At 70.8% G+C, this 26,298-nt stretch carries 29 protein-coding genes; 13 read left to right on the top strand and 16 right to left on the bottom strand.

What is annotated here, in order from left to right:
- The first annotated feature begins 160 nt into the window (after window positions 1-160).
- Window positions 161-1,195: an SPOR domain-containing protein gene (locus PGN23_RS10580; RefSeq protein WP_335302839.1), complete on the top strand. Its 1,035-nt coding sequence runs from the start codon at window positions 161-163 to the stop codon at window positions 1,193-1,195.
- 271 nt (window positions 1,196-1,466) lie between these two features.
- Here the strand turns inward: PGN23_RS10580 and PGN23_RS10575 are convergent, their stop codons facing one another.
- The 3 genes from PGN23_RS10575 to PGN23_RS10565 all read right to left on the bottom strand — a co-directional run bounded on the left by PGN23_RS10575 (window position 1,467) and on the right by PGN23_RS10565 (window position 6,139).
- The gene (locus tag PGN23_RS10575; protein WP_335302838.1) at window positions 1,467-3,629 is read right to left on the bottom strand and encodes a histidine kinase dimerization/phosphoacceptor domain -containing protein; all 2,163 of its coding nucleotides are present in this window, start codon (window positions 3,627-3,629) and stop codon (window positions 1,467-1,469) included.
- An 81-nt stretch (window positions 3,630-3,710) separates the two neighbouring features.
- A complete protein-coding gene (locus PGN23_RS10570) occupies window positions 3,711-4,706 on the bottom strand; it encodes an NAD(P)H-dependent flavin oxidoreductase (protein WP_335302837.1) in 996 nt (331 codons plus the stop codon).
- Between the two features lie 71 nt (window positions 4,707-4,777).
- Window positions 4,778-6,139: an acyl-CoA dehydrogenase family protein gene (locus tag PGN23_RS10565; RefSeq protein ID WP_335302836.1), complete on the bottom strand. Its 1,362-nt coding sequence runs from the start codon at window positions 6,137-6,139 to the stop codon at window positions 4,778-4,780.
- Between the two features lie 70 nt (window positions 6,140-6,209).
- Here PGN23_RS10565 and PGN23_RS10560 point away from each other — a divergent pair, with 70 nt between their 5' ends.
- The 7 genes from PGN23_RS10560 (at window position 6,210) to PGN23_RS10530 (ending at window position 13,689) form a co-directional block, all read left to right on the top strand.
- On the top strand, window positions 6,210-7,223 hold the full coding sequence (locus tag PGN23_RS10560; protein WP_335302835.1) for a phosphotransferase family protein: 1,014 nt from the start codon (window positions 6,210-6,212) through the stop codon (window positions 7,221-7,223).
- Complete coding sequence (locus PGN23_RS10555) at window positions 7,217-7,561, top strand: DUF6285 domain-containing protein (protein WP_335302834.1); 345 nt, start codon at window positions 7,217-7,219, stop codon at window positions 7,559-7,561. The genes PGN23_RS10560 and PGN23_RS10555 overlap by 7 nt, the downstream gene beginning before the upstream one ends.
- A gap of 57 nt (window positions 7,562-7,618) precedes the next feature.
- Window positions 7,619-8,005 carry a PilZ domain-containing protein gene (locus tag PGN23_RS10550; protein ID WP_335302833.1) on the top strand — a complete coding sequence of 129 codons (387 nt, stop codon included), beginning with the start codon at window positions 7,619-7,621 and terminating at the stop codon, window positions 8,003-8,005.
- 173 nt (window positions 8,006-8,178) lie between these two features.
- Window positions 8,179-9,300: a CaiB/BaiF CoA transferase family protein gene (locus PGN23_RS10545; RefSeq protein ID WP_335302832.1), complete on the top strand. Its 1,122-nt coding sequence runs from the start codon at window positions 8,179-8,181 to the stop codon at window positions 9,298-9,300.
- Between the two features lie 18 nt (window positions 9,301-9,318).
- Window positions 9,319-9,864, top strand: a complete 546-nt coding sequence (locus PGN23_RS10540; RefSeq protein ID WP_335302831.1) for a (2Fe-2S)-binding protein — start codon at window positions 9,319-9,321, stop codon at window positions 9,862-9,864.
- 55 nt (window positions 9,865-9,919) lie between these two features.
- A complete protein-coding gene (locus tag PGN23_RS10535) occupies window positions 9,920-13,057 on the top strand; it encodes an acetyl-CoA carboxylase family protein (RefSeq protein ID WP_335302830.1) in 3,138 nt (1,045 codons plus the stop codon).
- Window positions 13,058-13,068: 11 nt separating this feature from the next.
- On the top strand, window positions 13,069-13,689 hold the full coding sequence (locus PGN23_RS10530; RefSeq protein ID WP_335302829.1) for a glutathione S-transferase family protein: 621 nt from the start codon (window positions 13,069-13,071) through the stop codon (window positions 13,687-13,689).
- A gap of 63 nt (window positions 13,690-13,752) precedes the next feature.
- On the opposite strand, the gene PGN23_RS10525 is transcribed toward PGN23_RS10530, so the two are convergent.
- The 5 genes from PGN23_RS10525 to pgsA all read right to left on the bottom strand — a co-directional run bounded on the left by PGN23_RS10525 (window position 13,753) and on the right by pgsA (window position 16,914).
- Window positions 13,753-14,508: a gamma-glutamyl-gamma-aminobutyrate hydrolase family protein gene (locus PGN23_RS10525; protein WP_335302828.1), complete on the bottom strand. Its 756-nt coding sequence runs from the start codon at window positions 14,506-14,508 to the stop codon at window positions 13,753-13,755.
- Window positions 14,501-15,466, bottom strand: a complete 966-nt coding sequence (epsC, locus tag PGN23_RS10520) for a serine O-acetyltransferase EpsC (protein ID WP_335302827.1) — start codon at window positions 15,464-15,466, stop codon at window positions 14,501-14,503. Before epsC ends, PGN23_RS10525 begins: the two co-directional genes overlap by 8 nt.
- A gap of 78 nt (window positions 15,467-15,544) precedes the next feature.
- Window positions 15,545-15,985, bottom strand: a complete 441-nt coding sequence (locus tag PGN23_RS10515) for a molybdenum cofactor biosynthesis protein MoaE (protein WP_335302826.1) — start codon at window positions 15,983-15,985, stop codon at window positions 15,545-15,547.
- Complete coding sequence (gene moaD / locus PGN23_RS10510; RefSeq protein WP_335302825.1) at window positions 15,982-16,245, bottom strand: molybdopterin converting factor subunit 1; 264 nt, start codon at window positions 16,243-16,245, stop codon at window positions 15,982-15,984. Before moaD ends, PGN23_RS10515 begins: the two co-directional genes overlap by 4 nt.
- A 102-nt stretch (window positions 16,246-16,347) precedes the next feature.
- On the bottom strand, window positions 16,348-16,914 hold the full coding sequence (gene pgsA, locus PGN23_RS10505) for a CDP-diacylglycerol--glycerol-3-phosphate 3-phosphatidyltransferase (RefSeq protein ID WP_335302824.1): 567 nt from the start codon (window positions 16,912-16,914) through the stop codon (window positions 16,348-16,350).
- A 139-nt stretch (window positions 16,915-17,053) separates the two neighbouring features.
- Here pgsA and PGN23_RS10500 point away from each other — a divergent pair, with 139 nt between their 5' ends.
- Window positions 17,054-18,349 (top strand): MFS transporter, encoded by a 1,296-nt coding sequence (locus PGN23_RS10500; RefSeq protein ID WP_335302823.1) that lies wholly within the window; start codon window positions 17,054-17,056, stop codon window positions 18,347-18,349.
- 3 nt (window positions 18,350-18,352) lie between these two features.
- On the opposite strand, the gene PGN23_RS10495 is transcribed toward PGN23_RS10500, so the two are convergent.
- Entirely contained in the window at window positions 18,353-18,544 is a 192-nt protein-coding gene (locus PGN23_RS10495; RefSeq protein ID WP_335304654.1) for a hypothetical protein, read from the bottom strand.
- 72 nt (window positions 18,545-18,616) lie between these two features.
- Between PGN23_RS10495 and PGN23_RS10490 the strand changes: the two genes are divergently transcribed.
- Together PGN23_RS10490 and PGN23_RS10485 are read left to right on the top strand one after the other, a co-directional pair.
- On the top strand, window positions 18,617-19,141 hold the full coding sequence (locus PGN23_RS10490; protein ID WP_335302822.1) for a gamma carbonic anhydrase family protein: 525 nt from the start codon (window positions 18,617-18,619) through the stop codon (window positions 19,139-19,141).
- A 126-nt stretch (window positions 19,142-19,267) separates the two neighbouring features.
- Window positions 19,268-20,242, top strand: a complete 975-nt coding sequence (locus tag PGN23_RS10485; protein WP_335302821.1) for an NAD(P)H-dependent flavin oxidoreductase — start codon at window positions 19,268-19,270, stop codon at window positions 20,240-20,242.
- Window positions 20,243-20,324: 82 nt separating this feature from the next.
- Here PGN23_RS10485 and PGN23_RS10480 read toward each other — a convergent pair whose 3' ends face one another.
- Both PGN23_RS10480 and PGN23_RS10475 read right to left on the bottom strand, forming a co-directional pair.
- Complete coding sequence (locus PGN23_RS10480) at window positions 20,325-20,786, bottom strand: DUF1465 family protein (RefSeq protein ID WP_335302820.1); 462 nt, start codon at window positions 20,784-20,786, stop codon at window positions 20,325-20,327.
- An 83-nt stretch (window positions 20,787-20,869) separates the two neighbouring features.
- Window positions 20,870-21,079 carry a YdcH family protein gene (locus PGN23_RS10475; protein WP_335302819.1) on the bottom strand — a complete coding sequence of 70 codons (210 nt, stop codon included), beginning with the start codon at window positions 21,077-21,079 and terminating at the stop codon, window positions 20,870-20,872.
- Window positions 21,080-21,263: 184 nt separating this feature from the next.
- On the opposite strand from PGN23_RS10475, the gene PGN23_RS10470 reads away from it, so the two are divergent.
- Window positions 21,264-21,422 (top strand): YdcH family protein, encoded by a 159-nt coding sequence (locus tag PGN23_RS10470; protein WP_335302818.1) that lies wholly within the window; start codon window positions 21,264-21,266, stop codon window positions 21,420-21,422.
- Here PGN23_RS10470 and PGN23_RS10465 read toward each other — a convergent pair.
- From PGN23_RS10465 to PGN23_RS10445, 5 genes are all read right to left on the bottom strand, one after another.
- Complete coding sequence (locus tag PGN23_RS10465) at window positions 21,419-21,958, bottom strand: nucleotidyltransferase family protein (RefSeq protein WP_335302817.1); 540 nt, start codon at window positions 21,956-21,958, stop codon at window positions 21,419-21,421. The two genes, PGN23_RS10470 and PGN23_RS10465, sit on opposite strands and share 4 nt — an antisense overlap.
- A 65-nt stretch (window positions 21,959-22,023) precedes the next feature.
- Entirely contained in the window at window positions 22,024-23,436 is a 1,413-nt protein-coding gene (locus tag PGN23_RS10460) for a coniferyl aldehyde dehydrogenase (protein ID WP_335302816.1), read from the bottom strand.
- Between the two features lie 27 nt (window positions 23,437-23,463).
- The gene (locus PGN23_RS10455) at window positions 23,464-23,904 is read right to left on the bottom strand and encodes a hypothetical protein (RefSeq protein ID WP_335302815.1); all 441 of its coding nucleotides are present in this window, start codon (window positions 23,902-23,904) and stop codon (window positions 23,464-23,466) included.
- Entirely contained in the window at window positions 23,901-24,629 is a 729-nt protein-coding gene (locus tag PGN23_RS10450; RefSeq protein WP_443019810.1) for a prepilin peptidase, read from the bottom strand. The genes PGN23_RS10455 and PGN23_RS10450 overlap by 4 nt, the downstream gene beginning before the upstream one ends.
- Window positions 24,630-24,645: 16 nt before the next feature.
- A complete protein-coding gene (locus tag PGN23_RS10445) occupies window positions 24,646-24,885 on the bottom strand; it encodes a hypothetical protein (protein ID WP_335302813.1) in 240 nt (79 codons plus the stop codon).
- Window positions 24,886-25,006: 121 nt separating this feature from the next.
- Between PGN23_RS10445 and PGN23_RS10440 the strand changes: the two genes are divergently transcribed.
- On the top strand, window positions 25,007-26,194 hold the full coding sequence (locus PGN23_RS10440; protein WP_335302812.1) for a thiolase family protein: 1,188 nt from the start codon (window positions 25,007-25,009) through the stop codon (window positions 26,192-26,194).
- The last annotated feature ends 104 nt before the right edge of the window (window positions 26,195-26,298 follow it).

Here is a 26,298-nt window from a genome sequence, read left to right as displayed (position 1 = left end):
GGATGCCACGCCGGGGTGGACGAACCGTTAACGGCGCTCTTTCAGGCCTGCGGGGGGCGGTGCCGGCCGGTTTCGCGTCCCGCGTCAGGACTTGGTTAACGGCTTTGCGCCATGGGGTAACTAAGGCATGTTGCCCGCGGGTTTCGGTGGGGATGGATCGATGAAGCTGTTGGGTTGCGTGGGCGTGGCGGCACTGGCGCTGGCGACGGTTCCGGCCGGCGCCGATGTGAAGGCGGGGGTGGAGGCATGGGGCCGCGGCGATTATGCGAAGGCGGTCGCCGAATGGCGCGCCCCCGCCGCCCGCGGCGACGCCGATGCGCAATTCAACCTGGGCCAGGCCTACAAGCTGGGCCGCGGTGTCCCCGCCGATCAGGCGCAGGCGACCGACTGGTTCCGCAAGGCCGCGGCGCAGGGGCACGAGCAGGCGATCGACAATTACGGCCTCGCGCTCTTCCAGGACGGCCGCAAGGCCGAGGCGCTGCCGTGGCTGGAGAAGTCGGTGGCGCGCGACGAGAAGCGGACCGAGCTGGTGCTCGGCACGATGCTCTTCAACGGCGACGGCATCTCGCGCGACTGGACCCGCGCCTATGCGCTGGTGACGCGCTCGTCGCAGCAGGGGCTGCCGCAGGGATCGCAGACGCTGGCGCAGATGGACCGCTACATCCCCGAGGGGCAGCGGCGCGAAGGCATCGCCATGGCGCAGCAGATCGAGGCCCGCGGTCGCGCGGCGCAGGTCGCCGCCGCCACCCCGATGCCGGCGCGCGCGACGACGGTGACCTCCGCCACCCCGCGCCCCACCCCGTCGCCGGCGCCCTCCCCCGCGCTGCCGGCGCGCGGCGTCGCGACCACGCCGGTCCCCGCCTCCACCGTGCCGGCCGCAGGCTATCCCGCCGCGACCGCGGTGACCCCGCCCCGCGCGCCCCGTCCCGCCGCCACGCCGGTCAAGGTCGCCGACGCCCCCCGCGCCACCGCAGCGGCAACCGGCGGCAAGTGGCGCATCCAGCTCGGCGCCTTCCGCGACGCCGGCAATGCGCGCGCGCTCTGGTCGCGCGTCGGCGCGCGCACCGGCGGCACCGCCGACTATGTCCAGGCGGGCGGCCTCACCCGCCTCCAGGCCACCGGCTTCGCGTCGAAGGCCGCCGCACAAAGCGCCTGCGCGAAGGCCGGCGGCGGCTGCGTGGTCGTGGCGCCCTAACCCCGCCGCCCAAGGGCCCGATCGACCAACCATTCCCCGGCGTTCGCGGGGCCTTTGCAAAAGGCTGCACCGTGCTCCTGCGAAGGCAGGAGCCCAGAGTTGCAGTTCCCATAAGGCGTTGTTCTGCTGGGCCCCGGGCTCCTGCCTGCGCAGGAGCACGGCAAGGGCTCGATGCCGCTGCACCTGTTTTGCAAAGGCCCCGCGTTCGCCGGGGAACAGGTAGCGGACGGCGCGAGCCGGGCGCATTCCGGAACCGCGAAGACCCGACCCGCTATTCCTCGATCGGCGCGGTCAGTACCGCGCGCAGTCCCGGCGCGTTGTCGAGAAATTCGATCTCGCCGCCGATGCGCTGCATTACCGCGGACATCATCCGGCTGCCGAAGCCGACGCGGTCGCCGCTCTTGCCCACGCCGCGGTCGGCCACCACCAGCCGCAGCTTGTTGCGGTGCTGCTCCAGCACCACGTCGAGCGGTCCCGCGCCGCCGGGATAGGCGTATTTCGTCGCGTTAATGACCAGTTCCGCCATCACCAGCCCGACGTTTACCGCACGGTCGGTCGGGATCAGCACCGGCGCCAGATCGGCGCTCAGCAACCGCGCCCAATCGTCGCCCAGCGACGTCTTCATGTCGTCCAGCAACTCGCCCAGGTAGCGGCTGAGGTGGATCGTCTCGATCTGGTCGTCGCGGTACAGCCGGCGGTGGACCAGCGCGACCGCCGACAGGCGCGACCGCGCCTCCAGCAGCTGATCCGCGACCGCGCCCGGCCCGGCGTCGCGCGCGTGGATCGCCAGGAAGGAGGAGACCAGCTGCAGGCTGTTCTGCACGCGGTGGTCGACCTCGCGCATCAACAGGTCCTTCTGCGCCAGCAGCGCGTCCTTCTCCGCGCCGGTGCGCTCCAGCTCGCGGTTCAGCCGGCGCAATTCCGCCGCGGTGCGTCCCTCGCGCAACAGACGGTGGATCCGCCGCGCCGCCTCGACCTGCTCCAGCGTCCAGCGCCGGGCGCGACCGCTGACCGTCTCGCGCCACGATTCGAACGACGCGCGCGGGCGCAGCGGCGCTTGCGGGTCGTGCGGCACCGCCTTGTGCGGGTTGCCGGCCCATTCGACCTCCTCGACATGCTCGATCCGGGTCCAGATCAGCAGGTCGCCGTCGTCGGGCTGACGCAGGGCCAGCACCCCGGCATGCACGCCGAAGGTTTCCGCATCGACCCAGTCCTGGGCCAGCACCCGCGTGGAGAACGGCTCGGGATCGTTGCGCGCGGCGCGCCAGCGCGCGAAGTCGACCAGCGCCTCGTCCGGCGGCAGCGTGCCCGCCGCGACCAGCACCGCGCCGCCGCGCACCAGCGCGAAGCCATCGGCGTCGAACATCCGGCGGACCTCGTCCGCACGGCCGCGCAGCACCTGCACCTGCCCGCCGTCCGCCGACGCGCCCGGTGCCAGCAGCAGCGGACGCAGCGTGTCCTCCTCGCTGCGCAGCGCCAGCCGCTCGCGGTAATCCTCCGCCTCCTCGCGCGCACGGATCTGCCGCGCCAGCGCGCTCGCCAGCGCGGCGGCGACCGCGCGCACGTCGCGCGGCATCAGCCGGGGGGTGGCGTGATGGCAGGCGACCAGCCCCCACAGCAGCCCGTCCTTCACGATCGAGATCGAGGCCGACGCCCCCACCCCCATGTTGCGCAGATACTGGACGTGGATCGGCGACACGCTGCGCACCGCGGCGTCGCTCAGGTCGGTCGCCTCGAACCCCGCCGGGCGCAGCGGCGCGGGCGCGTAGGATACGTCCGGGATCACGCGGGTACGGTTGCGGACGTACAGCGCGCGCGCCTGCCGCGGAATGTCGCTGGCGGGGAAATGGTGGTGCAGGAACGTGTCGAGAGCGGGATCGCGATCCTCCGCGACGACGCATCCGGCGTCGTCGTCCAGGAAGCGATAGATCATCACCCGGTCGAACCCGGTCAGCGCGCGGAACGCCACGGCCGCCCGCTCGCACACCGCCGCCAGCGTACCGCCGCGCTCCAGCTGCGCGGTGATCGCGTCCAGCCAGGTCAGCGTTTCCGCCGCGCTGCGCCGCTCCGCCCCCGCCGGCTCCAGCTCGGCGAGCAGCCACGCCCCCGCACGGTGGAGCGCCACGTCGTGCGCGTCGATCGGCGCGGCCAGGATGGTGCCCCCCGGGCCCGGCGGCACCGCCGCCTCCAGCGCGGCGACATCCTGCCGCAGCAGCGCGTCCAGCGTGCGCCCCTGCCAGTCGTCGCCGAACATCGCCTCCAGCGCGCCGGCCCCCGCCACGACGACCCGCGTCTGCGGATCGGCGACCAGCAGCAGCCCGTGCGGCTGGATCGAGCCCGGAATGTGGATCGGCTCGCGATCGCACACGCTCATGTCGAGCGCGGCGGCCTCGCGCATATCGGCGGCGCTGCGGGTCGCGGATTGGCGTTCCATCCGCGACCTTATGACAGCTATTGGCGGACGATCAACTGACGCGGAGCAACTTCCCCGCCGCGTCCGTGCTACAATCGAACGTTATTCGGCAGCGGCTGCCAGCCGCGCGACCATCGACGCCAGTCGTCCGTCGATGATCTCCTCCGCCTCGGCCACGATGCGGTCGACCAGCTCCTTCACCGTCGGCACGTCGTGGATCAGCCCCTGCACCATCCCGGCGGACCAGATGCCGTCGTCGGTGTCGCCGCGCTCCATCGCCGCCACGCCGCGCTTGCCCGCGACCAGGTGCTGGACATCCTCGAACGTCGCGCCGCCGGCGCGCTCGATCGCGACGACTTCCTCCGACACCTTGTTCTTCATCACGCGCGCGCTGTTGTGCAGCGTGCGGAAGATCAGGTCGGTCTGGCGCTCGTCGTTCGCGACCATCCGCTCCTTGAAGCTGTCGGGGATCTGTGCCTCCCTGGTCACGCAGAAGCGCGTGCCCATGTTGACTCCGTCCGCGCCCAGCGCCAGCGCCGCGACCAGCCCGCGACCATCGGCGAACCCGCCCGACGCCAGCATCGGGACCTTCACCTTGTCCGCCGCGGCGGGGATCAGGATCAGGCCCGGAATGTCGTCCTCGCCCGGGTGCCCGGCGCATTCGAAGCCGTCGATGCTGATCGCATCCGCACCCATCCGCTCCGCCGACAGCGCGTGGCGCACCGCGGTGCACTTGTGGATCACCTTGATCCCGTGCGCCTTGAAATCGTCGATATGCTCCTGCGGCTTGTAGCCGGCGGTCTCGACGATCTTCACGCCCCCCTCGATGATCGCGCGGCGATATTCGGCATAGGGCGGCGGGTTGATCGTCGGCAGGATGGTCAGGTTCACCCCGAACGGCTTGTCGGTCAGGTCGCGGGTGCGCTGGATTTCCTTCGCCAGCTCCTCCGGCGACGGCTGGGTCAGCGCGGTGACAAACCCCAGCGCCCCGGCGTTGGCGACCGCGGCCACCAGCTGCGCCTTGCCCACCCATTGCATCCCGCCCTGGGCGATCGGATATTCCACCCCGAACGCCTCGGTGAACCGCGTCTTCAGCATCGTTCCTCTCCCGCCGATTGGCCTTACGTAACATCTGTTATGCCGGGTCGTGCCGTGCCGCAAGTCCCCGCTCACCCCAGCGCCTGCCAGCCCGACCGCGGCCGGATCTGCGACTCCGTGCGGTAATCCACATCGCTCCAGTCGAGCCCGGCGAACTCGCGCCGCTTCGGCCCCATATAGCCGAACAGGAATGCCGCCACCTTGCGCATCTGGATCTCCTCCGCACCCTCGGTGATGCGATAGCGGCGGTGGTGGCGATAGATGTGCTCGAACGGCTTGTGCCGCGAATAGCCGATCCCGCCGTGCACCTGCATCGCCCGGTCCGCCGCCTCGCAGGCGAGGCGATTACCCCAGTAATTGCACATGCTCACCTTGTCGGAGAGCTGCTTCTCCACCTCCGGGTGCGGCATCTGGTCCATCTGCCACGCCGTCTTGCGGATCAGCAGCCGCAGCATCTCCGCCTGCGTCGCCAGCTCCACCAGCGGGAACTGGATCGCCTGGTTCTTCGCCAGATCCTCCCCGAACGGCTTGCGCTGCCGCGCGTAGCGCACCGCCTCCTCGATACAGAACACCGCCGCGCCCAGCGACCCGGCCGCCTGGCGGATGCGGTTCTCATGGACGAAGCTCTGCGCCAGCGGCAGGCCGTTCTCCGGCTCGCCGAAGATCGCGGTGTCGGGCACCCAGACGTTGCGGAACGCGACGCGCGGATGGTCGGTCGGCATGTTGAAGGTCCAGAGATATTCCTCCACCTCCACGCCGGGCGCATCGGCGGGCACCAGGAAGCAGGTGATGCCGCGCGCCGCGCCGTCCTCGCCGCTGGTGCGCACGAACAGCGCGCAATGCGTCGCCGCGTGCATCCCCGTGGTCCACATCTTCTCGCCGTGGATGCGCCAGCCCGCGACGCCGTCCTTCTCCTCGCGCACCCCGCGCGTCTCCATATGCGTCGCGTCCGACCCGTGGTCCGGCTCGGTCAGGCCGAAGGTGATCCGCTTCGTCCCATCCAGCATCCCGCCCAGGAACTCGGCCTTCTGCGCCTCGGTCCCGAAATCGTCGAACATCTTGGCGAAGGGGTTGTTGGCGACGATCGAATGCTCGTTCTGCAGGTCGTTGTGCAGCCCCAGCCCCTTGGCCGCCAGATACTCGCGGATCACGCACATCCACAGGTTCGACCCGCCCTTGCCGCCGAACTTGGGCAGCATCGCGAAGCGCAGATGCCCCGCCTTGTCCGCGCGCCGCCGCGCCTCGCGCAGCAGCTCCTCCCATTCGTGCCGCGGCAGCCCGCCATTCTCGAAATCGGTGCGTGCATATTCGCGGCGATGGTCGAAGAAGCGGACGTTGTCGTCGGCATCCTCCAGCGGCTTGATCTCCGCCTCGATGAAGCGGTCGAGCTCCGCCAGATAGTCCTTCAGCTCCTGCGGCAACGCGAAATCCATGGCGCCTCTCCGATCTAAGTCGATTCTTTTAACTTGCGTAGCGCGGGTCGCCGCGATTTACATCCCCTCAATGACGCAGAGGCTGAACGAAACCGAGGCGACGCGCCGGCTGGACGCGATCGCACCGCGGCTCGCACCCGGCGCGACGCGCGTGGAGGGGGTCACGCGGCTGACCGGCGGCGCGAGCATGGAGACATGGTCGTTCGACGCGGTCGCCGCGGCGGGGCCGGTCCCGCTGATCCTGCGCCGCCGCGCGGGCGCGATGGAGCAGGGCAGCGACAAGCCCCCGCTGGAGCGCGAGGCGCACGTCATCGCCGCCGCGGTCGCCGCGGGCGTCCCCGCGCCCGAGGTCGTCCACATCTGCGGCCCCGACGACGATCTGGGCGAGGCGTATGTCATGCGCCGACTGGCGGGCGAGACGCTGGGCAAGCGTATCGCCACCGATCCCGCCTTCGCCCCCGCGCGGGCGCAACTGGCGCGTCAGTGCGGCGCCGCGCTCGCCCGCATCCACGCCGCACCGCCGCCGCCCGGGCTGGCGGTGATGGACGCCGCGCAGACGCTGGCCGGTTACGAGGCGACGTGGCGGGCCTCCGGTGCGGTACGCCCCACGATCGAGGCCGCGTTCCGCTGGCTGGAACGCCGCCTGCCGGCCGAGGCGGTCGCGCCGCACCTCGTCCACGGCGACTTTCGCAACGGCAACATCATGGTCGATGCCGACGACGGGCTGGTCGCCGTCCTCGACTGGGAACTCGCGCATCTCGGCGATCCGGCGGAGGATATCGGCTGGATCTGCACCAACAGCTGGCGCTTCGGGCAGCCGGGCCGGCGCGTCGGGGGGTTCGGCGATCTGGACGACCTGCTCGCGGGCTATGTCGCAGCGGGCGGCGCTCCCGTCGACCCCGCGCGCATCGACTTCTGGCAGATGGTCGGCAGCCTCAAATGGGGCGTCATGACGACGCAGATGCACGCCAGCTTCGCCGCGGACCCCGCCGCCGGGCCAGAACGCGGCGTCATCGGCCGCCGCCTGTCCGAGACCGAGGCCGATATCGTCGCGATCATCGAACGGAGCGACGCGCGATGCTGACGCACCCCACCGCACAGGCGCTGGTCGCGGGCGTCGCCGCCTGGCTGCCGGTCGACGGGAAGGCCGGCGGCTTCGCGCTGCGCGTCGCCCGCAACGCGCTGGAGATCGCCGCACGCGATATGGCGCTCGGCCCCGCGGCGGATGCCCGCGCCGCCGACCGGCTGCGCGCGCTCCTGGGGGAGGAGGGCGGCACCCGCGACTCGCTCGACGCGCTGCTGGTCGCGGCGCTGCGCGAGGGCCGCATCGCCCCCGACGACCCCGCCCTCGTCGCCCATCTACGCGCCTGCGCGCTCGACGCGCTCGCGATCGACCAGCCCCGATACGCCCACGAGCTCTGACCCCGACGACGCCCCCGTTAACCCCGCGTTGACCCCGTCTGCGCTATTCCCGCGCGCATGTCGCACGCCCCCGCCCGTGAAGCCCGCAGCAGCGTGATCCTCTACGCCGCGATCGAGAACGGATCGGAGCCGGTGGAGTGCCGCGTGCGCAATCTGTCGGCCACCGGCGCCTGCATCGACAATCACGCCGGTCTGGTCGAAGGCGACGCCGTCACCGTCCTGATGGGGGCGCTGCGTCCGCTGTCGGCGCAGGTGAAATGGGCCAACCCGCGGCTCGCCGGGCTGCATTTCGACAAGCTGATCGACCTCGCCGTCGCGCGTCAGCCGCGCCCGCGCACCGCTGCATCGGCGCCCCCTGCAGCGGCGCCGCCCCCGTCGCGCCCCACGCCCGCGGCCAGCGCCGGCTGGATGCAGCACATCAACAACCCCTACCGCCGCAGCTGATCCCAATAGCCTCCCCTTCCTGTCAGGGAGGGGGCGGGGGTGGGTAGCGTCCTGGCGACATCTCGCCGGGGACACCCGCCCACCCATACCACGACTTCGCCATAACTTTTGTTGTGCTCCCTCCCCGGCCACGGTACGCACTCGTCCGAACTAGGATCGTCGGGAGAGGGAATATGAGCACCGGACCGTTGGACGGCATTCGCGTGGTGGAATTCGCCGGGATCGGACCGGGACCGTTCGCGGGCATGATGCTGGCCGATCACGGGGCGGAGGTGATCCGCATCGATCGCGGCCGTCCGGGGCTCAGCTTCTCCGCCGATGCGCGCGATCCCTTGCTGCGCAACCGCCGCTCCGTCTCGCTCGATCTGAAAAACCCCGCCTCGATCGCGGCGGTGCGCCGCATCGTCAAGGAGGCGGACGCGATCATCGAGGGGTTCCGACCCGGCGTGATGGAGCGGCTCGGGCTCGGTCCCGACGTGCTGATCGGCGACAATCCGAAGCTGGTCTACGGGCGCATGACCGGCTGGGGCCAGACCGGCCCGATGGCGCCCGAGCCGGGTCACGACATCAATTATATCGCCATCTCCGGCGTGCTCCACGCGCTGGGCCGCGCGGGCGAGAAGCCGACGCCGCCGATCAACCTCGCGGGCGACTTCGGCGGCGGCGGCATGTTCCTCGTCTTCGGGATGCTCGCCGCGCTCCTCCACGCGCAGCGCACCGGCCAGGGCCAGGTGGTCGACGCCGCCATGACCGAGGGGTCGTCGGTGCTGATGAGCATGATGTGGGGCTTTCGCGCGATGGGCCGCTGGAGCGACGAGCGCGGCACCAACCTGCTCGATACCGCCGCGCACTTCTACGACACCTATGAGACCGCGGACGGCAAGTTCGTCTCGCTCGGCGCGATCGAGCCGCAATTCTACGCCGAATTCCGCAAGGTCGTCGGGCTCGACGACGCCAAATGGGACGCACAGATGGACCCGCGCGGCTGGCCCGCGCTGAAGGATGAGGTAACCGCGCTGTTCAGGACGAAGACGCGCGACGAATGGGTCGCCCTCTTCAAGGGCCACGACATCTGCTTCGCCCCCGTGCTGGGGTTCGAGGATGCGCTGGCCGACCCGCACAATGTCGCGCGCGGCGCCTTCGTCAACGCCGGCGGCGTCGACCAGCCCGCCCCCGCGCCCCGTTATTCGGTCAGCCGGACGGTCCCCCCCAGGATGGCCGGCGAGCGCGAGGACGCCGCGGTCCTGCGCCACCTCGGCTTCTCCGACGCGGAGGTCGCAGACCTCGGCTTTTGACGATAGTCTGGCGCACCTATGACCCGCCTCACCGTCAACAACGAAGCCGTTCAGTATCTGATGGCCCCCGACACCCCGTTGCTGTGGGCGCTGCGCGACGCCAGCAACCTGACGGGGGCCAAATACGGCTGCGGCAGCGGGTCGTGCGGCGCGTGCACCGTCCATGTCGACGGTCGCGCGGTCCGCTCCTGCCAGGTGCCGCTGTCCAGCGCGGAGGGCACCTTCGTCACCACGATCGAGGGGCTGTCGCGTGAGCGCTCGCACCCCGTCCAGCTCGCGCTGATCGCGGACAACGTGCCCCAGTGCGGCTTCTGCATCCCCGGCATCGTCATGGCCGCCGCGGCGCTGCTGAAGCGCGATCCCTCCCCGTCGGAGGAGGCGATCGGCGCCACCATCACCAACATCTGTCGCTGCGGCATCTATCCCCGGCTGGCGGAGGCAATCCTGCGCGCCGGACGCGCGATGCGCGGCGAGGAAACCATCTCCGCCGGCCCCCGCCCCGGCATCGACCCCGCCGACGCCGCCCGCCTCGTCCCCGCGCTGGATGCGGGAGCGCGGCGGTAGGAATGCCCGGTTCTTTGTCACCCCGGGGTGACACGCCAGACCACGAGGAGACAGGATGCACCGCCTGCTGATCGCCAACCGCGGCGAAATCGCGCTCCGCATCGCGCGCACCGCCGCCACGCAGGGTCTCGCCACCGTCGCGATCCATGCCGCGGATGAGGACGCCGCCGCCCACCTCGCCATCGCCGACGATGCGGTCGCGCTCCCCGGCACCGGCGCCGCCGCCTATCTCGACATCGCCGCCGTCATCGCCGCCGCGCAGGGCGCCGCGTGCGACGCGATCCACCCCGGCTACGGCTTCCTCAGCGAAAGCGCCGCCTTCGCCGCCGCCTGTGCCGATGCGGGCATCACCTTCATCGGCCCCTCCCCCGCCGCCCTTGCCCTGTTCGGCGACAAGGCCGCGGCGAAGGCACAGGCCCGCGCCGTCGCCGTCCCCGTGCTGGAGGAGGGCGATGCCGCGCTCGCCCACGGCGCCGTCGTGGTGAAGGCGGTCGCCGGCGGCGGCGGTCGCGGCATCCGCATCGTCCGCGACGCGTCCGCGCTGGAGGCCGCGATCGCCGCCGCCACGCGCGAGGCGCAGGCCGCGTTCGGCGACGGCACCGTCATCGTCGAGCGCCACCTGTCCAGCGCCCGCCATATCGAGGTTCAGCTTGCCGCCGATGCGCGCGGCCGTGTCGCGGCACTCGGTACCCGCGACTGCTCGCTCCAGCGCCGCCACCAGAAGTTCGTCGAGATCGCACCGGCCCAAGGGCTCGCTCCGGGCCTCGCCGACCGCCTGTGCGACGCCGCCTGCCGCCTGCTCGCCGGCACCGATTACGTCGGTCTCGCCACCGCCGAATTCCTGGTCGATGGCGATGCCTTCTACTTCCTGGAGGTGAACCCCCGCCTCCAGGTCGAGCATACCGTCACCGAGGAGGTGACCGGCCTCGACCTCGTCGCGCTCCAGCTGCGTCTGGCGCAGGGCGATACCCTCCCCGCGATCCCGCCCGAGCACGGCGTCGCGATCGAGTTGCGCCTCGCCGCGGAGACGCTGGCGGCCGATGGCGCGATCCACCCCGCCGCCGGCACCGTCACGCGCTTCGCACCCCCCGGCGGACGCGGCGTGCGGGTCGATGCGGCGCTCGCCACCGGCGGGGCGATCGACCCGCGTTTCGACTCGCTCGTCGCGAAGCTCGTCGCCCGCGGCTCGGATTGGCCCGACGCGCTGGCCCGCGCGCGCCTCGCCGCGCGCGAATGCGCGGTCGACGGCGTCGCCACCAACCTGCCGCTCCTGCGCGCCGTCCTCGACCGCGACGAGGTCGCCCGCCACGCCGTCGATACCGGCTGGTTCGATCGCCACGTCGCCGACTTCGCCACCGCAGCGACGGCCGCCACCGCCGAAGACCCCGCCGCCGCTGCCGCCCCCTTGTCCGGCGTCCTGGTCGACGTCGCGGTCGCGATCGGCGATCGCATCGCCGCCGGTGCGGAGGTCGCGACGATCGAGGCGCTGAAGATGCAGCACGCCGTCCTCGCCCCCGTCGCGGGCGTCGTCCGCGCGCTCGCCGGCACCCGCGGACAGGTCGTCGCCCAGGGTGCCCCGATCGTCCTGCTCGACGCGGCCGACAGCGACGGCGCGGTGCCCGACACGGTTGCAGCGCTCGACCCCGACACGATCCGTCCCGACCTTGCGGAGACGATCGCCGCCCACGCCCACGGCCGCGACGCCGCCCGCATCGACCGCGTCGCGCGCCGCCATGCCGCCGGGCAGCGCACCGCGCGCGAGAACATCGCCGACCTCTTCGACCCCGGCAGCTTCGTCGAATATGGCGCGCTCGCCATCGCCGCGCAGCGCCGCCGCCGTTCGCTGGACGACCTCGTCGCCAACACGCCGCACGACGGGCTGGTCGGCGGCATCGGCACCGTCAACGCCGGCACCTTCGGCGCCGATGCCACCGCCTGCCTCGGTCTCGCCTACGACTATATGGTGCTGGCGGGTACGCAGGGGCACAACAACCACCGCAAGACCGACCGCATGCTGATGGTCGCGGAGGCGCAGAAGCTGCCGATCGTCTTCTATACCGAGGGCGGCGGCGGACGCCCCGGCGACGTCGATGCGCTCGGCGTCTCGGGGCTCGACACGCCGACCTTCCGCAGCTTCGCCGCGCTGTCGGGCGTTGCGCCGCGGATCGGCATCACCACCGGCTTCTCCTTCGCGGGCAACGCCGTCCTGTACGGCTGCTGCGACATCACCATCGCCACCCGCACCGCGCATCTCGGCATGGGCGGCCCCGCGATGATCGAGGGCGGCGGGCTCGGCGTCTTCGCGCCCACCGAGGTCGGCCCGGCGCAGGTACAGTGGCAGAATGGCGTCATCGACCTGCTGGTCGAGGACGAGGCGGAAGCGACCGCGCAGGCCAGGGCGCTGCTCGGCCTGTTCCAGGGCCGCCTCTCCGACGCCGCGCACCCCGACCAGCGCCTGCTGCGCCATGTCGTGCCGGAGAACCGCCTGCGCGTCTTCGACGTGCGCGCCGCGATCACCGGGCTAATCGATACCGGCACCTTCATCGAGCTGCGCGGGGGGTTCGCCCCCGGCATGGTCACGGGGCTCGCGCGCATCGACGGCCGCGCGGTCGGTATCCTCGCCAACGACTGCCGCCATCTCTCCGGCGCGATCGACAGCGACGGCGCGGACAAGGCCGCGCGCTTCATGCAGCTGTGCGACGCCTTCGGCTGGCCGATCGTCTCGCTGTGCGACACGCCGGGCTTCATGGTCGGCCCCGATGCGGAGAGGACCGCCCCGATCCGCCACGGCGCGCGCATGTTCCTCGCCGCCGCGCAACTGTCGGTCCCGGTCCTCTGCGTCGTCCTGCGCAAGGCCTACGGGCTCGGCGCGCAGGCGATGGCGGGCGGCTCGCTACAGGCGAATGCCTTCACCATCTCCTGGCCGACCGGCGAGTTCGGCGGCATGGGCCTCGAAGGCGCGGTCCGCCTCGGCTACCGCAAGGAGCTGGAGGCGATCGACGACAGCGACGCGCGCGAGGCGCGCTACCGCGAACTGGTCGCCCACAGCTACGAACGCGGCAAGGCGATCTCGATCGCGCGCGTGCTGGAAATCGACGCGGTGATCGACCCCGCCGACACCCGCGCCTGGCTGATCCGCGCGCTGTCCGCTTCCCCGGCGCGCCGTTCCGGCCGCTTCATCGACAGCTGGTAGAGGCTTTCCCCATGATCGAACTGTGGCATTGCGCTGACGCGCGCTCGTTCCGCCCGCTCTGGGCGCTGGAGGAGCTGGGCGTGCCCTATCGCCTCCACCTCCTTGCGTTTCCGCCGCGGGTGCGTCAGCCCGAATATCTGGAGCAGAACCCGCTCGGCACCATCCCGCTGCTGGTCGACGGCGCCACGCGGATGACGGAATCGGCCGCGATCTGCGACTATCTCGCGCATCGCCACGGCCCTTCCCCGCTCGCCGTCGCCCCGCACGAGACGGATTACGGCGCCTATCTCGACTGGCTCCACCGCGGCGAGGCGACGCTCACCTTCCCGCAGACGCTGGTGCTGCGCTACCGCCTGCTGGAGCCGGAGGAACGCCGCCTGCCCCAGGTCGCCGACGACTATGCCCGCTGGTTCCTCTCCCGCCTCCGCTCGGTCGATGCGGCGTTGTCGGACGGACGTGAGTATCTGTGTGAGGATCGCTTCACGATGGCCGACATTTCCGTCGGTTATGCGCTATTGCTGGCCCGCACGCTGAAGCTGGATACGGACTTCCCGCCCGCCATTACGGCTTACTGGCAACGCCTGACCGCCCGCGAAGGCTATCGGTCCGCCCGCGCCGCACAACGACCCTGACCGTCCGTCGTTGCGAGTGCCGCGAAGCAATCCGCGGCCACACGCACGACGTTCTGTATTCCTTCACGACACCCGCAATGGCGCGACCTGTTCCCCTCGCAACGCCGCCCCCACCAGCCCGAAGAACCGCTGGCTCGCCACGCTCCCGCCCACGTCCCACTCCGGATGCCATTGCACCCCCAGCACATCCGCACCGCAGGGTCGCGCCGACACCGCCTCGATCACACCGTCGTCCGCCGCCCGCGCCTCGATCGACAGCCCCGCCCCCAGCCGGTCGACCGCCTGCTCGTGGACCGAATTGACCGTCAGCCGCCGTGCGCCGGTCGCCCGCGCCAGCACGCCGCCATCCGACAGCCGCACCTCGTGGCGATGGTCGAACAGCGCCTCATATTCCTGATGCTGCCACCCGCCGTTCAGATGGCCGGGGCAGCACCGCGACAGCGTCCCGCCGAACAGCACGTTGATCTCCTGCAACCCGCGGCAGATGCCGAACACCGGCTTGCCCGCCTCGATCATCGCGCCCGCCAGCGCCAGCGCCACTTCGTCGCGCGCCGGGTCGAGCGCCGCCTCCGCCGCATCGCTGCCATAGCGCGCCGGCGCCACGTTGGAGCGCGATCCCGTCAGCAGCACCCCGTCCAGCACCGCGGTCAGCGCCGCCGCGTCGCTGGTTTCGATCACCGCCGGCACCAGCAGCACCGTCGCCCCCGACCAGCGCGCCAGCGGCGCGACGAAGCGGGTCGCCACCGACTGGATCGGGCGCTGCGCCACCTCGTTGCAGCACAGCACCCCGATCACCGGCCTGCGTGCGGTGTCAGCCATCCAGCAGCACCTCGCGTACCGCATCGCCCTCGCCGCGCGGCAGGATGCGCGCCGCAGGCTGGACCACCGTCGCGCCCGGCGCGACATCCTCCAGCAACCAGACGTTGCCGCCGATCACCGCGCCCGCGCCGATCGTGACGCGCCCCAGGATCGTCGATCCGGCATAGATGACGACGTCGTCCTCGACGATCGGATGCCGCGCGAAGCGGTCGCGCGGCCCCGGCGCGGCATCCGCCAGCGGCGTGCGCGCGCCCAGCGTGACATGCTGGTACAGCCGCACCCGCGCGCCGATGATCGCGGTCTCGCCGACGACGACGCCGGTGCCATGGTCGATGAAGAAGGACGCGCCGATCGTCGCCCCCGGATGGATGTCGATCCCGGTGCGCTCGTTCGCCAGCTCGGACACCATCCGCGCGGCGATCGGCGCTCCCAGCGCGTACAGCCGGTGCGCGATACGGTGATGAAGGCTGGCGATCGCCCCGGGGTAGCACACCAGGATCTCGTCGACGCTGCGCGCGGCGGGATCGCCCAGGAACGCCGCCTCGACGTCGCTGTCGATCAGCTGGCGGATGTCGCCCAGCTCGGCGACGAACAGCCGCACGATCGTCGCCGCCTGATCGCGCTCGAACGCACCGCTGCGCGCCTCGGCCTCCCAATAGCCGAGCTCCGCCGCGATCTCGCGCTCCAGCATCGTCGCCGCGGTCAGCAGCTTGGCCGCGACGAAGCGGTCTTCCTCGCCCTCCGTACCGCGGAACTGCCCCAGCCGGCGCGGATACAGCGCCGCGGACAGCAGCTCCACCGCCCCCTCGATCGCGCCGCGCGCGGGGAAGCTCGCCGGACGCCGCCCCACGTCGTGCCGCGCGCGCCAGTCCTGCCGCGCCCGCCGCAGCGCCGCGACCGCCTCGCCGATCGGCGAGACCACGGCATCGTCCTGCGCATCAACCAGCCTGGGGATCATCGCTCACCTCCGTGGGCGCGATCATATCCTACCGATGGAGGGGAGTATGAAAGATTTGCTTGCCGCGCGGATAGCCGGTCATCCGTCGCGCCAGCGCTGCGCCGCGGCCTCGTCATGCGCGCGCGCCTCGACCCAGCGTGTCTCGTCGCCGACCGTCTCGCGCTTCCAGAACGGCGCATCGGTCTTCAGCCGGTCGATCAGATAGGCGCACGCCTCCAGCGCCGCGGCGCGGTGGGCGGAGGCGGTTCCGACGAACACGATCCGCTCGCCCGGCCGCATCGGGCCGACGCGGTGGACGATCGTCGCCGCCGTCAGCCCCCAGCGCGCCCGCGCCTCCTCCACCAGCCGCATCAGCGCCGCCTCGGTCGCGCCCGGATAATGTTCCAGCTCCAGCACGCTGACCCCGTCGTCGGCACGCACCAGCCCGGTGAAGGTCGCCACCGCGCCGCCGTCCGCTTCCAGCGCCGCCATCTCCGCGGCGGCGTCGATCGCTTCGGGGGATACCAGGACGCGGATCATCCGCCCGTCACCGGGGGAAAGATCGCGACCTCGCGCGCACCCGCGATCGGGCTGCCCAGCGGCACGAACGCCTGATCCACCGCCGCGCGCAGCCGGTGCCGCTCGGCGAAGGCCGCCGCATGCGCGTCGCTCCGCGCGGCGAGCCATTCGATCAGCGCGGCGACCGTATCGACGCCCGTTGGCGGCGACACATCCTCCTCCGCCACGCCGACCCGCTCCCGCACCCAGGCGAAATAGAGAATTTTCACGCTATCCCCCATCGTGCCGAACCCTCCGTTCGTGCTGAGCGAAGTCGAAGCACAGCCACCCGTGCATAGCCTTCGCCTACGCTCAGGCCGAACGGATGTCGCGCCCGTGCACCCTCAATCCATATGCTTCAGGCCGACGCGCAGATAATCCCACCCCGTCACCACCGTCAGCGCCGCCGCGCCCCACAGGCTGGCGAGCCCGATCACCTTGATCCACGCCTCGTCCGGCAGCGCACCCGACAGGATCAGCGCGCCCAGCGACACCAGCTGCAACGTCGTTTTCCACTTCGCCAGCTTCGACACCGGCAGCGACACCTGCAGCCCCGCCAGGAACTCGCGCAGCCCGCTGACCGCGATCTCGCGCAGCAGGATCACCAGCGCAGCGATGATGTGGATGCCGGTGATCGCCGCGACGTCGTTGTGCCGCGTGCCGACCAGCATCAGGATGACCGCCGCGACCATGATCTTGTCCGCGATCGGGTCCAGGAACACGCCCAGCTTCGACACCGTCCCCTGCGCGCGCGCCAGATAGCCGTCGAAATAATCGGTGATCCCCATCAGGCAGTAGAGCGCGAAGGCGATCCCGAAGCCCGCCTGCCAGCTGGGCCACCACAGGAACGCCACCAGCAGCGGCACCATCACGATCCGCGACAGGGTCAACAAATTGGGCAGCGACAACATGGGCCGGACGTGGACCGCCCGCGCGCTCCGCGCAACCCCCGCGGTCGATCCGGAGGCCGTGAAAATCAGGGTTTGGATCGTGCGACCGCAATCGCTATGTCCCCGCCGGGTAGCAACAGACGGGGGCCGGTCCGGCGTCATGATAAATGCCCTCGGGCTCCTGAAGCGGCGACGATTCCTGCCGCTGTTCACCACCCAGTTCCTCGGCGCGTTCAATGACAATCTCTTCAAGACGGCGATGGTCCTCTTCGCCACCTATGAGATCTTCGCCGACGAAACGCAGGAAAGCTTCTTCAACGCGCTCGCCGCGGCGCTCTTCATCCTGCCGTTCTTCCTGCTGTCCGCGCTTGCCGGGCAGCTGGCCGACAGCGTCGACAAGTCGCGCATCATCCGCATCGTGAAGACCGCGGAGATCGGCATCATGGGCGTGGGCGCCGCCGGGCTGATGCTGGCGCGCGCGGGGGCGGTCACGCTGCCGATCGTGCTGATGCTGACCGCGGTCGTCGGGCTCGGCATCCATTCCACCTTCTTCGGCCCGATCAAATATGCGATCCTGCCGCAGCATCTCGACGAGGACGACGTGCTGGGCGGCACCGGGCTGGTGGAGGCGGGAACCTATCTGTCGATCCTGCTCGGCACGATCGTCGCCGGTTTCGTCTATCACTCGACCACGTTGGTCGCCGCGCTCACCTTCCTGGTGGCGGTGGCCGGTTGGCTGACCGCGCGCCGCGTGCCGCCCGCGCCCCGGCTGGGGCCGAAGCTGACGCTGGACTGGAACCCGATCCGCGCCTCGTGGCGACTGGTGTCGGGGACGATGCACATCCCGCGGCTGTTCCTCGCCATCTGCGCGATCAGCTTCTTCTGGACCATCGGCTCGGTCCTCATCATCATCTTCCCGCCGCTGGTGAAGAACGTGCTGACCGCCGACGCCAGCGTCGCCAGCCTGGTGCTGGCGGTCTTCTCGATCGGGGTCGCGATCGGCTCGGTCGTCATCAACCTGCTGCTGCGCGGACAGATTTCGGCGCGCTTCTCGCCCGCCTCGGTCCTCGCCATGGGCGTCGCGGTGCTGGGCTTCCGCTTCGCGGTGGAGGGGTGGGAGCCGGCGCGCGCCGGCACGCTCTACGACATGGCCGGGTTCCTGGGGCAGCCGCACGCGATCGTGGTACTGGCGGCGCTGCTCGGCGTCGCGGTCTTCGGGGGCATGTTCGTCGTCCCGCTCTACGCCTTCCTCACCACCACCGTGACGAAGGACCAGACCGCCCGCACGGTCGCCGCCAACAACGTGGTCAATGCCGGTGCGATGACGATCGGCTCGGTCGCGGTCGCGGGCATCACCGCGCTGGGCGTCACCCCGTCGCAGCTGCTGCTGCTGGTCGTCGCGATGTGCGGCATATCCGCTTGGATCGCCCAGCGCCTCCACCGCGCCTGCGACTGAGCGTCAGGCGATCAGCGTGTAGAAGCAGATGAAGAACGCGACGAAGCTCAGCACGAACAGTTTCCAGTCCTGATCGTCGCGCCGCGCCGGCACCGCCTCCACCACGGGCGGCGGCAGCGTCCGGCGAAACGGATGCCGGGCGGCTTCATGGGTCAGGACGAGTCGGCGTTCCATCATCGGATCGTAACGTTTCATTGACGATTTGGCCCATGCCGCCGAACAGTTAACCCCTATCCCGTAACGGGACGATCCCGAGGAGAGACAAGGATGCCGCTCTACGCCTTCAGGGGGAAGCGCCCCACCCGCCATCCCACCGCCTGGGTCGCCCCCAGCGCCGACGTGATCGGCGACGTGGTGCTCGGCGAGGAGGTCGGCGTCTGGTTCGGGGCGGTGATCCGCGGCGACAACACCACGATCCCGATCGGCGCGCGCAGCAACGTGCAGGAAGGCGCGATGCTCCACTCCGACCCGGGCAGTCCGCTGACGGTGGGGGAGGATTGCACGGTCGGCCATCACGCCATCCTCCACGGCTGCACCATCGGCAACCGCGTGCTGATCGGGATGGGCGCCACCGTGCTCAACAACGCGGTCATCCCCGACGACTGCCTGATCGGCGCGGGCGCGCTGGTGACGGAGGGCAAGACCTTCCCGCCGCGCAGCCTCATCATCGGCAGCCCGGCGAAGGCGGTGCGCGAGCTGGACGACGCCGCGGTCGCCGGGCTGAAGATCTCCGCGGCGCACTACGTCCGCAACGCTCGCGAAGCGGCATCGGGGCTGGAGCGGGTGGAGTAGGCGAACCTCGTCACCCCGGGCTCGACCCGGGGGTCCCGCTCCTTCCCAACGTTCCCCGGCGAAGGCCGGGGGGAGAGCTGGATACCGCACTTGCCATCCCCCCCGCCCCCCGACATAACCCGCGTTATGTCGATCCCGAGCATCATGTCCCGCCTGCGCCTGCCCGTCATCGGGTCGCCGCTGTTCATCATCTCCGGCCCGGAACTGGTGATCGCCCAGTGCAAGGCGGGGATCGTGGGATCGTTCCCGGCGCTCAACGCGCGCCCGCAGACGCTGCTCGACGAATGGCTCCACCGCATCACCGAGGAACTGGCCGCGCACAACCGCCAGAACCCCGATCGCCCCGCCGCGCCCTTCGCGGTGAACCAGATCGTCCACAAGTCCAACGACCGGCTGGAGCAGGACCTCGCCACCTGCGAGAAGTGGCAGGTCCCGATCACCATCACCTCGCTGGGCGCGCGCGAGGAGCTGAACCAGGCCGTGCACGGCTGGGGCGGGATCACGCTGCACGACGTCATCGACGACCGCTTCGCCCGCAAGGCGGTGGAGAAGGGCGCCGACGGCCTCATCGCGGTCGCCGCGGGTGCCGGCGGGCACGCCGGACGCACCTCGCCCTTCGCGCTGATCCAGGAAATCCGCCAGTGGTTCGACGGCCCGCTGGCGCTGTCCGGCTCGATCGCCAGCGGCGCCGCGGTGCTGTCCGCGCAGGCGATGGGCGCCGACTTCGCCTATATCGGCTCGGCCTTCATCGCGACCGAGGAAGCGAACGCGGACGATCGCTACAAGCAGGGCATCGTCGACAGCCGCGCCGCCGACATCGTCTATTCCGACCTCTTCACCGGCGTGCACGGCAACTACCTGCGCGGCTCGATCGTCAATGCCGGGCTGGACCCGGACAATCTGCCCAAGGGGGATTACAAGACGATGGACTTCGGCAGCGGCGGCAACGACGGCGCGCCCAAGGCGAAGGCATGGCGCGACATCTGGGGCTCGGGCCAGGGCATCGGCGTCATCGACCAGGTCGAGTCGGTCGCGGACCGCATCGACCGCATGGAGCGCGAATATCGGGCGGCAAAGGAACGCCTCAAGCTGGTGGCCTGAGGCGCAGGCTTCCGCCATCCTTCCTTCCCCGTGCTCCCCCGCTAGGCGAGGGGCGACTACCTTCACCCGCGCGGCCGTCCCCTCAGAACGACGTCGCCAGCCGGTCCAGCATCGTCCGCGCCGGGCTCACCACCGGCGCCTCCACCTCCTGTGCCTCGTCCAGCCGCGCGACCCGTCGATGCAGGTCGATGCTCGCCACGATCATGCCGCGGGCCGGGACCGGCATTGTGTCCAGTACGGTCGCGTCGCTCACGGGTGCGCTGCCCAGCCGCCGCTGCTGCTGCAACGCCTGCCCCGGCGTCAGCTCGCCCGCGATCACCGCGCGCTGCGTCAGCAGCCAGGCGATCACATGCATCAGCCGCGTCGTCACCTTCAGCGATTCGCAGCTGAACGCGACGCGGTCCATCGGCGACAGCGCCTCGCGCTCGGCCCGCCCGCCCTCGTCGAAATAGCTGCGTGCCTCGTCCGCCAGCAGCATCGCCTCCGTGTAGAAGGAGTCGATCAGGCGGCGGTGCATCAGTGGGTCGGTCAGGAACTCGGCCATCCCCGTGCTGTGCCACGAACGCCGCACCGCGGCCAAGCGATGCTTATGCTAAACGCCGCGCCGTTCGTCTCATTTTCGCCGTATCAGGCGATGATGTCGGGGATCAGCTGATCCTCCAGCGCGGCGATCTCGTCGCGCAGCCGCAGCTTGCGCTTCTTCAGCCGCATCATCTGCAGTTGATCGGGGCCGCCGCCTGCCGCCAGCGCGACGATCGCGGCGTCCAGGTCGCGATGCTCGATCCGCAGCAGGTTCAGCCGCGCGATCGCCTCACCATCGTCCAGCCTGTCGTCCATCGCATCCCCCAACAGCGCGCCTGCCTCCCCTTAGCGTAAGCGACCCGGCGGCTGTCATCCCCGAATCGCACGTCGTCGCACATCTGCCGCGATCGGTCGAAAGCAACGAAAATTGACGCGACTTTGTCGGCGGTTCGTGGTTCAATCCGGGACTGTTGGTTCAACCACGAAGGAGGCTACTGCCATGCAGACCGCGCACATCTCGGCCCTCGAGGCCAAGCATGCGAACCTCGACCAGCGTATCGTCGCCGAGTCGCAGCGTCCCATGCCGGATACGGTGGCGATCGCGGAACTGAAGAAGCAGAAGCTCAGGCTCAAGGAAGAGATCGCCTCAAGTCACTAGGCGCCCACGCCCCCGGGGCGACACGGCCCGGCGGACGGTTCCGCCGGGCTTTTTGATTCCACCCGCAACCGCGGATAACGCGTCAGCCACGCCTTCCCGGCCACGCGCGCATCGAAGACCCCACGCTTGGCGGTGACGAACCCCGCCGTCGGCCGCAGCACCAGAGCGAACAGGTCGTCCAGCCCGTACGGCGCATTGATCTCGATGCGATCGTCACCGTTCAGCCGCACCGCCACCGCGGTCGCCGTCTCCGGCCACGCCCGCATCGCCTCGGCGACATCGCGGTAACGCGCATCGCCGTTGCGCTCGTGCATCCGCGCCTGGTTCTTCACCGACCAATCGTACGCGGGCAGCCCGTCGCGCAATACGCCTTCGAGCTGCCGGTCGGTCGCCGCGTCGCACCGGACGGGATCGTGCCAGACGACATCCACGTCCCCCGCCGGGGGCGCCCCCGCGCGGCCATGCAGCGCATCCCAGACCGCATCGCGCACGAAGCCCGCGCCGATCCACGCGTCCGGCAGCGCCAGCGCGCGCACCGCCGTCAGCGCCGCGCCCCGCCCGGCATCCGCCGCCAGCAGCGCGACCAGCGCCGCCTCGTGCGTCAGCGCTTCATCTGCCCGGCCACCGCGCGCCGCGTCGCGCTGCCATAGGGCGGCTTGAGGCCGGCGAGCTTCGCCACGTCGATCTTCGGCTGGCGGTACACCGCCTTGGCATGGCTGAACGTCCTGAAGCCGTCCTGGCCGTGATACGCCCCCATCCCCGATGGCCCGACGCCGCCGAAGGGCAGGTCCTCCATCGACACGTGGAAGATCACGTCGTTGATCGTCGCCCCGCCCGAGATGGTGCGATCCAGCACGCGGCGCTGCTCGGCCTCGTCCTGCCCGAAATAATAGACCGCCAGCGGCCGGTCGCGCGCATTGACCGCCCCGATCGCGCCGTCGACGCCGCCGGAATAGCGGCGGATCGGCAGGACGGGGCCGAAGATCTCCTCCTGCATCAGCGTCATGTCGTCGGTCACGTCGCGCACGATATGCAGCGGCATCTTCCGGCTGTTCGACGCGGCGAAATCCTCGCCCGCGGGGTTCACCGTCTCGATCGTCGCGCCCTTGGCGCGCGCATCCTCGATCCAGTCGGTCAGCCGCTGATGATGCCGGTCGTTGATGATGGAGGTATAGTCCGGGTTCGACAGCACGGTCGGATACATCGCCGTGGCCGCGGTCTTCAGCCCCTCGACCACCGCGCCCTCCTGCTCGGCGGGCACCAGCATGTAATCGGGCGCCAGGCAGATCTGCCCGGCGTTCAGCATCTTGCCCAGCGCCACCCGCTCGGTCGTGCGCGCGATGTCCGCGCCCTTGCCGACGATCACCGGCGACTTGCCGCCCAGCTCCAGCGTGACCGGGACCAGATGGTCGGCCGCGGCATGCAGGATGTGCTTCGCGATCCCCGTCGCCCCGGTGAAGATCAGATGGTCGAACGGCAGCTCGGCGAAGGCCTTGCCCACCTCCGGCCCGCCGGTCACGAACGCCAGCTCCTCGGGCGGGAAATAGCGCGCCGCCACCTCCTCGAACACAGCCGAGGTCGCGGGCGTGAACTCGCTGGTCTTCACCATCGCGCGATTGCCCGCGGCGAAGATGCCCGCCAGCGGCGACATCACCAGATTGACCGGAAAATTCCACGGCGCGATCACGCCGACGACGCCCTTGGGCTGGTATTCCACCGCCGCCTTCGCCCCCAGCAGCCCCAGCGGGAACTGCACCTTGCGCTTCTCGGTCCTCGCCCAGCGGTCGACGTGTTTCATCGCATGCGTGATCGGCGCGATCGAGCCGCCGATATCGGTCAGCATCGACTGGTCGCGGCTGCGGTGCCCGAAATCCTCGCTCAGCGCATCGCAGAAGCGGTCGGCATGATCCGCGATCATCGCCGCGGCGCGGCGCAGCCGGTCCTTGCGAACCGACAGCGGCTCCGGCAGCGCGGCCATGAATGCGCGGCGCTGTGCCTCCAGTATCTGCTTCATCGCGCTCTCCCGTTGACCGTTATCTTTTTAGTTCGAACACCCCACCAGTCCCGCCATCGGCACCACGATCGTGTCCCGCCCCGCGCGATCGATCCGCAACGTCGCGGTCGGCACCGCCGCCCCCTGTCCCAGCGTCGCGCGCTGCTCGACCCGCATGTCCAGCGTGGCGCTGACATCGCCGGCGGCGAAGCGCGCCTCCGGGGTGAATCCCAGCGTCGCCGCGCGCCCGTCGGTGCCGTCGATGCGCGGATAGTCCGCGACCTTCCCATCCAGCGCGACGCGCAGGCTGCCGGGGTCGGCGGTGACCATCGCCGCCAGCACGCGCGTCTCCCCGGTGGTGAACAGATACGCCGCGCATCCCTTCGCCGGCAGCGCCTGTTGCGGCAGCGCCCCGAGCGGCAGCCCGTCGATCGAGGCGGCGGGCAGCGCCGCCGCCTGAACCAGCGCGAGAAGGAGCGCGATCGTCATGGTCCGTGACGTACCATGACCAGCCACGCCGGGTAAGCCGCGATCGCCATCAGCGTGCCCAGCGGCATCATGTCGTCCCGCGCGACCGCCTCGCCGCGCCATCGCCGCCACAGCGTCCAGCCCAGCCCGACCAGCCCCGCCACCAGCAGCACCGGGGGCAGCATCCGCCATCCCAACCACAGCCCGATGCCGCCGAACAGCTTGGGATCGCCCCCGCCCATGCCCTCCGCACCGCGCCACGCGCGATAGCCCGCCGCGACCAGCCACAGCAGCGCGAAGCCCGCCACCCCGCCGATCAGCCGGTCGGTCGGCTCCGGCGGCGCGATCAGGCTCGACGCCACGCCCCCCAGCCCCAGCGCCAGCGTCAGCGCATCCGGCAGCCAGAAATCGCGCGCATCCATCACCGCCAGCGTCAGCAGCAGCCAGCCGAACACCGCCCCCGCCATGCCCGCCGGCCCCGGTGCCGCCAGCGCGCTCGCCACCCCGATCGCCGCGCACCCCGCCTCGATTCCCGGATGCCGCGCATCGATCCGCGTGCCGCACGCGCGGCATCGCCCGCGCGCCACCGCCCAGCTGAGCAGCGGCACCAGATCGCGCGCGCGCAGCGTCCGGGCGCACCCGTCGCACGCCGATCGCCCGCGCAGGACCGACCGCTCCTGCGGCCAGCGCACCGCGATCGTCGCCAGGAAACTGCCCGCGATCGCCCCCAGCACCCCGAGCAGCATCGCCCACACCGCCGCCTCAGCCACGCCGGCGGATCAGGTAGCGGTACACGCCGAACGAATTGATCCCCAGCAACACCATGTTCTGCGCCCCCAGCGGCTCGTCCCGCGACAGCACCGCGCCCCCGATCCACGCGATCGAGGAGGTGACGAACAGGGCCATCCCCCATCCCGTCACGCGCCGTCCCGAATCGAGCGATACCATGAACGCCGCCGCCACGCCGCTCGTCGCCGCATACCATTTGAGGATATCGATCATCTCGCGAGCCTAGCCGCCGCCGGACCCGCCCGGCGTTGACGCAGGTTGCGTTGTGTTGCTGCCGCGGAGGCCTTATGTGCAGCGCAACATCGCGATCGATCATCGAGAGGAATCCTGCACCATGGCCACCGATCCCGTCGTCATCCTGTCCTATGCCCGCACGCCGATGGGCGCGATGCAGGGTTCGCTGTCCGACGTCTCCGCGACGGACCTCGGCGCGACCGCGGTGAAGGCGGCGGTCGAGCGCGCGGGCGTCGACGGCGCCGATGTCGAGCGGATCTACATGGGCTGCGTCCTCCCCGGTGGCCTGGGCCAGGCGCCGGCGCGTCAGGCCGCGATCAAGGCGGGGCTGCCGAAGTCGGTGCAGGCGACCACCGTCAACAAGGTGTGCGGCTCGGGTATGCAGACCGTCATCATGGGCGCCGAGGCGATCGCGGCGGGCTCCGCCGACCTGATCGTCGCGGGCGGCATGGAGAGCATGACCAACGCCCCGTATCTGCTCAAGAAGCACCGCTCGGGCGCGCGCATCGGCCACGACACCGCCTATGACCATATGTTCCTCGACGGGCTGGAGGATGCGTACGAGCCGGGCCGCGCGATGGGCACCTTCGCGCAGGACACCGCCGACGAATATCAGCTCACCCGTCAGGCGCAGGACGATTATTCGATCGAGTCGCTGCGCCGCGCGCAGGAGGCGATCAGGACCGGCGCCTTCGCCGACGAGATCGTTCCCGTCACCGTGAAGACCCGCAAGGGCGACGTCACGATCGACACCGACGAGGCGCCCGGCAAGGGCATGCCCGACAAGATCCCGACGCTGAAGCCCGCCTTCGCGAAGGACGGCACGATCACCGCCGCGACCAGCAGCTCGATCAGCGACGGCGCCGCCGCGCTGGTGCTGGCGCGTGAGAGCGTCGCGACGGCGAAGGGGCAGAAGCCCGTCGCGCGCATCGTCGCACACGCCGCCCACGCGCAGGAGCCGTCCGCCTTCACCACCGCGCCCCGGGGGGCGATCGAGAAGGTGCTGAAGAAGGCCGGCTGGTCGGTCGAGGACGTCGACCTGTTCGAGGTGAACGAGGCGTTCGCCTGCGTCGCGATGTTCGCGATGCGCGACCTCGGCATCCCGCACGAAAAGATCAATGTCCACGGCGGCGCCACCGCGCTCGGCCACCCGATCGGCGCCTCGGGCGCGCGCATCGTCACCACGCTGATCGCCGCGCTGAAGAAGCACGGCAAGAAGCGCGGCGTCGCCTCGCTGTGCATCGGCGGCGGCGAAGCCACCGCGCTGGCGGTCGAACTGGTCGACTGACCGCCTTCCGTGGCCGCGCCCCGGTGAAGGCGAAACCTTTGCACGGGCGACACCGTGCTCCTGCGCAGGCAGGAGCACGGTGTGAACTCGGTGCTGTTGCACCC

It is taken from the genome of Sphingomonas adhaesiva (genome assembly GCF_036946125.1).
In the GTDB taxonomy this organism is placed as follows: Bacteria; Pseudomonadota; Alphaproteobacteria; order Sphingomonadales; family Sphingomonadaceae; genus Sphingomonas; species Sphingomonas adhaesiva_A.
Note: the sequence above shows the minus strand (reverse complement) of the source record. Positions and strands in the feature narration are given on the sequence as shown.

Excerpts from the sequence above, each read along its gene's own strand:
- PGN23_RS10575 (WP_335302838.1), bottom strand. The coding sequence starts at position 3,629 with ATGGAACGCCAATCCGCGACCCGCAGCGCCGCCGATATGCGCGAGGCC.
- PGN23_RS10555 (WP_335302834.1), top strand. The coding sequence starts at position 7,217 with ATGCTGACGCACCCCACCGCACAGGCGCTGGTCGCGGGCGTCGCCGCC.
- PGN23_RS10535 (WP_335302830.1), top strand. The coding sequence starts at position 9,920 with ATGCACCGCCTGCTGATCGCCAACCGCGGCGAAATCGCGCTCCGCATC.
- PGN23_RS10515 (WP_335302826.1), bottom strand. The coding sequence starts at position 15,985 with ATGATCCGCGTCCTGGTATCCCCCGAAGCGATCGACGCCGCCGCGGAG.
- PGN23_RS10545 (WP_335302832.1), top strand. The coding sequence starts at position 8,179 with ATGAGCACCGGACCGTTGGACGGCATTCGCGTGGTGGAATTCGCCGGG.
- PGN23_RS10495 (WP_335304654.1), bottom strand. The coding sequence starts at position 18,544 with ATGAAACGTTACGATCCGATGATGGAACGCCGACTCGTCCTGACCCAT.
- PGN23_RS10485 (WP_335302821.1), top strand. The coding sequence starts at position 19,268 with ATGTCGATCCCGAGCATCATGTCCCGCCTGCGCCTGCCCGTCATCGGG.
- PGN23_RS10565 (WP_335302836.1), bottom strand. The coding sequence starts at position 6,139 with ATGGATTTCGCGTTGCCGCAGGAGCTGAAGGACTATCTGGCGGAGCTC.
- epsC (WP_335302827.1), bottom strand. The coding sequence starts at position 15,466 with ATGATCCCCAGGCTGGTTGATGCGCAGGACGATGCCGTGGTCTCGCCG.
- pgsA (WP_335302824.1), bottom strand. The coding sequence starts at position 16,914 with ATGTTGTCGCTGCCCAATTTGTTGACCCTGTCGCGGATCGTGATGGTG.
- PGN23_RS10455 (WP_335302815.1), bottom strand. The coding sequence starts at position 23,904 with ATGACGATCGCGCTCCTTCTCGCGCTGGTTCAGGCGGCGGCGCTGCCC.
- PGN23_RS10570 (WP_335302837.1), bottom strand. The coding sequence starts at position 4,706 with ATGCTGAAGACGCGGTTCACCGAGGCGTTCGGGGTGGAATATCCGATC.
- PGN23_RS10560 (WP_335302835.1), top strand. The coding sequence starts at position 6,210 with ATGACGCAGAGGCTGAACGAAACCGAGGCGACGCGCCGGCTGGACGCG.
- PGN23_RS10530 (WP_335302829.1), top strand. The coding sequence starts at position 13,069 with ATGATCGAACTGTGGCATTGCGCTGACGCGCGCTCGTTCCGCCCGCTC.
- PGN23_RS10475 (WP_335302819.1), bottom strand. The coding sequence starts at position 21,079 with ATGGACGACAGGCTGGACGATGGTGAGGCGATCGCGCGGCTGAACCTG.
- PGN23_RS10460 (WP_335302816.1), bottom strand. The coding sequence starts at position 23,436 with ATGAAGCAGATACTGGAGGCACAGCGCCGCGCATTCATGGCCGCGCTG.
- PGN23_RS10550 (WP_335302833.1), top strand. The coding sequence starts at position 7,619 with ATGTCGCACGCCCCCGCCCGTGAAGCCCGCAGCAGCGTGATCCTCTAC.
- moaD (WP_335302825.1), bottom strand. The coding sequence starts at position 16,245 with ATGGGGGATAGCGTGAAAATTCTCTATTTCGCCTGGGTGCGGGAGCGG.
- PGN23_RS10480 (WP_335302820.1), bottom strand. The coding sequence starts at position 20,786 with ATGGCCGAGTTCCTGACCGACCCACTGATGCACCGCCGCCTGATCGAC.
- PGN23_RS10500 (WP_335302823.1), top strand. The coding sequence starts at position 17,054 with ATGATAAATGCCCTCGGGCTCCTGAAGCGGCGACGATTCCTGCCGCTG.
- PGN23_RS10525 (WP_335302828.1), bottom strand. The coding sequence starts at position 14,508 with ATGGCTGACACCGCACGCAGGCCGGTGATCGGGGTGCTGTGCTGCAAC.
- PGN23_RS10540 (WP_335302831.1), top strand. The coding sequence starts at position 9,319 with ATGACCCGCCTCACCGTCAACAACGAAGCCGTTCAGTATCTGATGGCC.
- PGN23_RS10470 (WP_335302818.1), top strand. The coding sequence starts at position 21,264 with ATGCAGACCGCGCACATCTCGGCCCTCGAGGCCAAGCATGCGAACCTC.
- PGN23_RS10440 (WP_335302812.1), top strand. The coding sequence starts at position 25,007 with ATGGCCACCGATCCCGTCGTCATCCTGTCCTATGCCCGCACGCCGATG.
- PGN23_RS10450 (WP_443019810.1), bottom strand. The coding sequence starts at position 24,629 with ATGCTGCTCGGGGTGCTGGGGGCGATCGCGGGCAGTTTCCTGGCGACG.
- PGN23_RS10490 (WP_335302822.1), top strand. The coding sequence starts at position 18,617 with ATGCCGCTCTACGCCTTCAGGGGGAAGCGCCCCACCCGCCATCCCACC.
- PGN23_RS10580 (WP_335302839.1), top strand. The coding sequence starts at position 161 with ATGAAGCTGTTGGGTTGCGTGGGCGTGGCGGCACTGGCGCTGGCGACG.
- PGN23_RS10445 (WP_335302813.1), bottom strand. The coding sequence starts at position 24,885 with ATGATCGATATCCTCAAATGGTATGCGGCGACGAGCGGCGTGGCGGCG.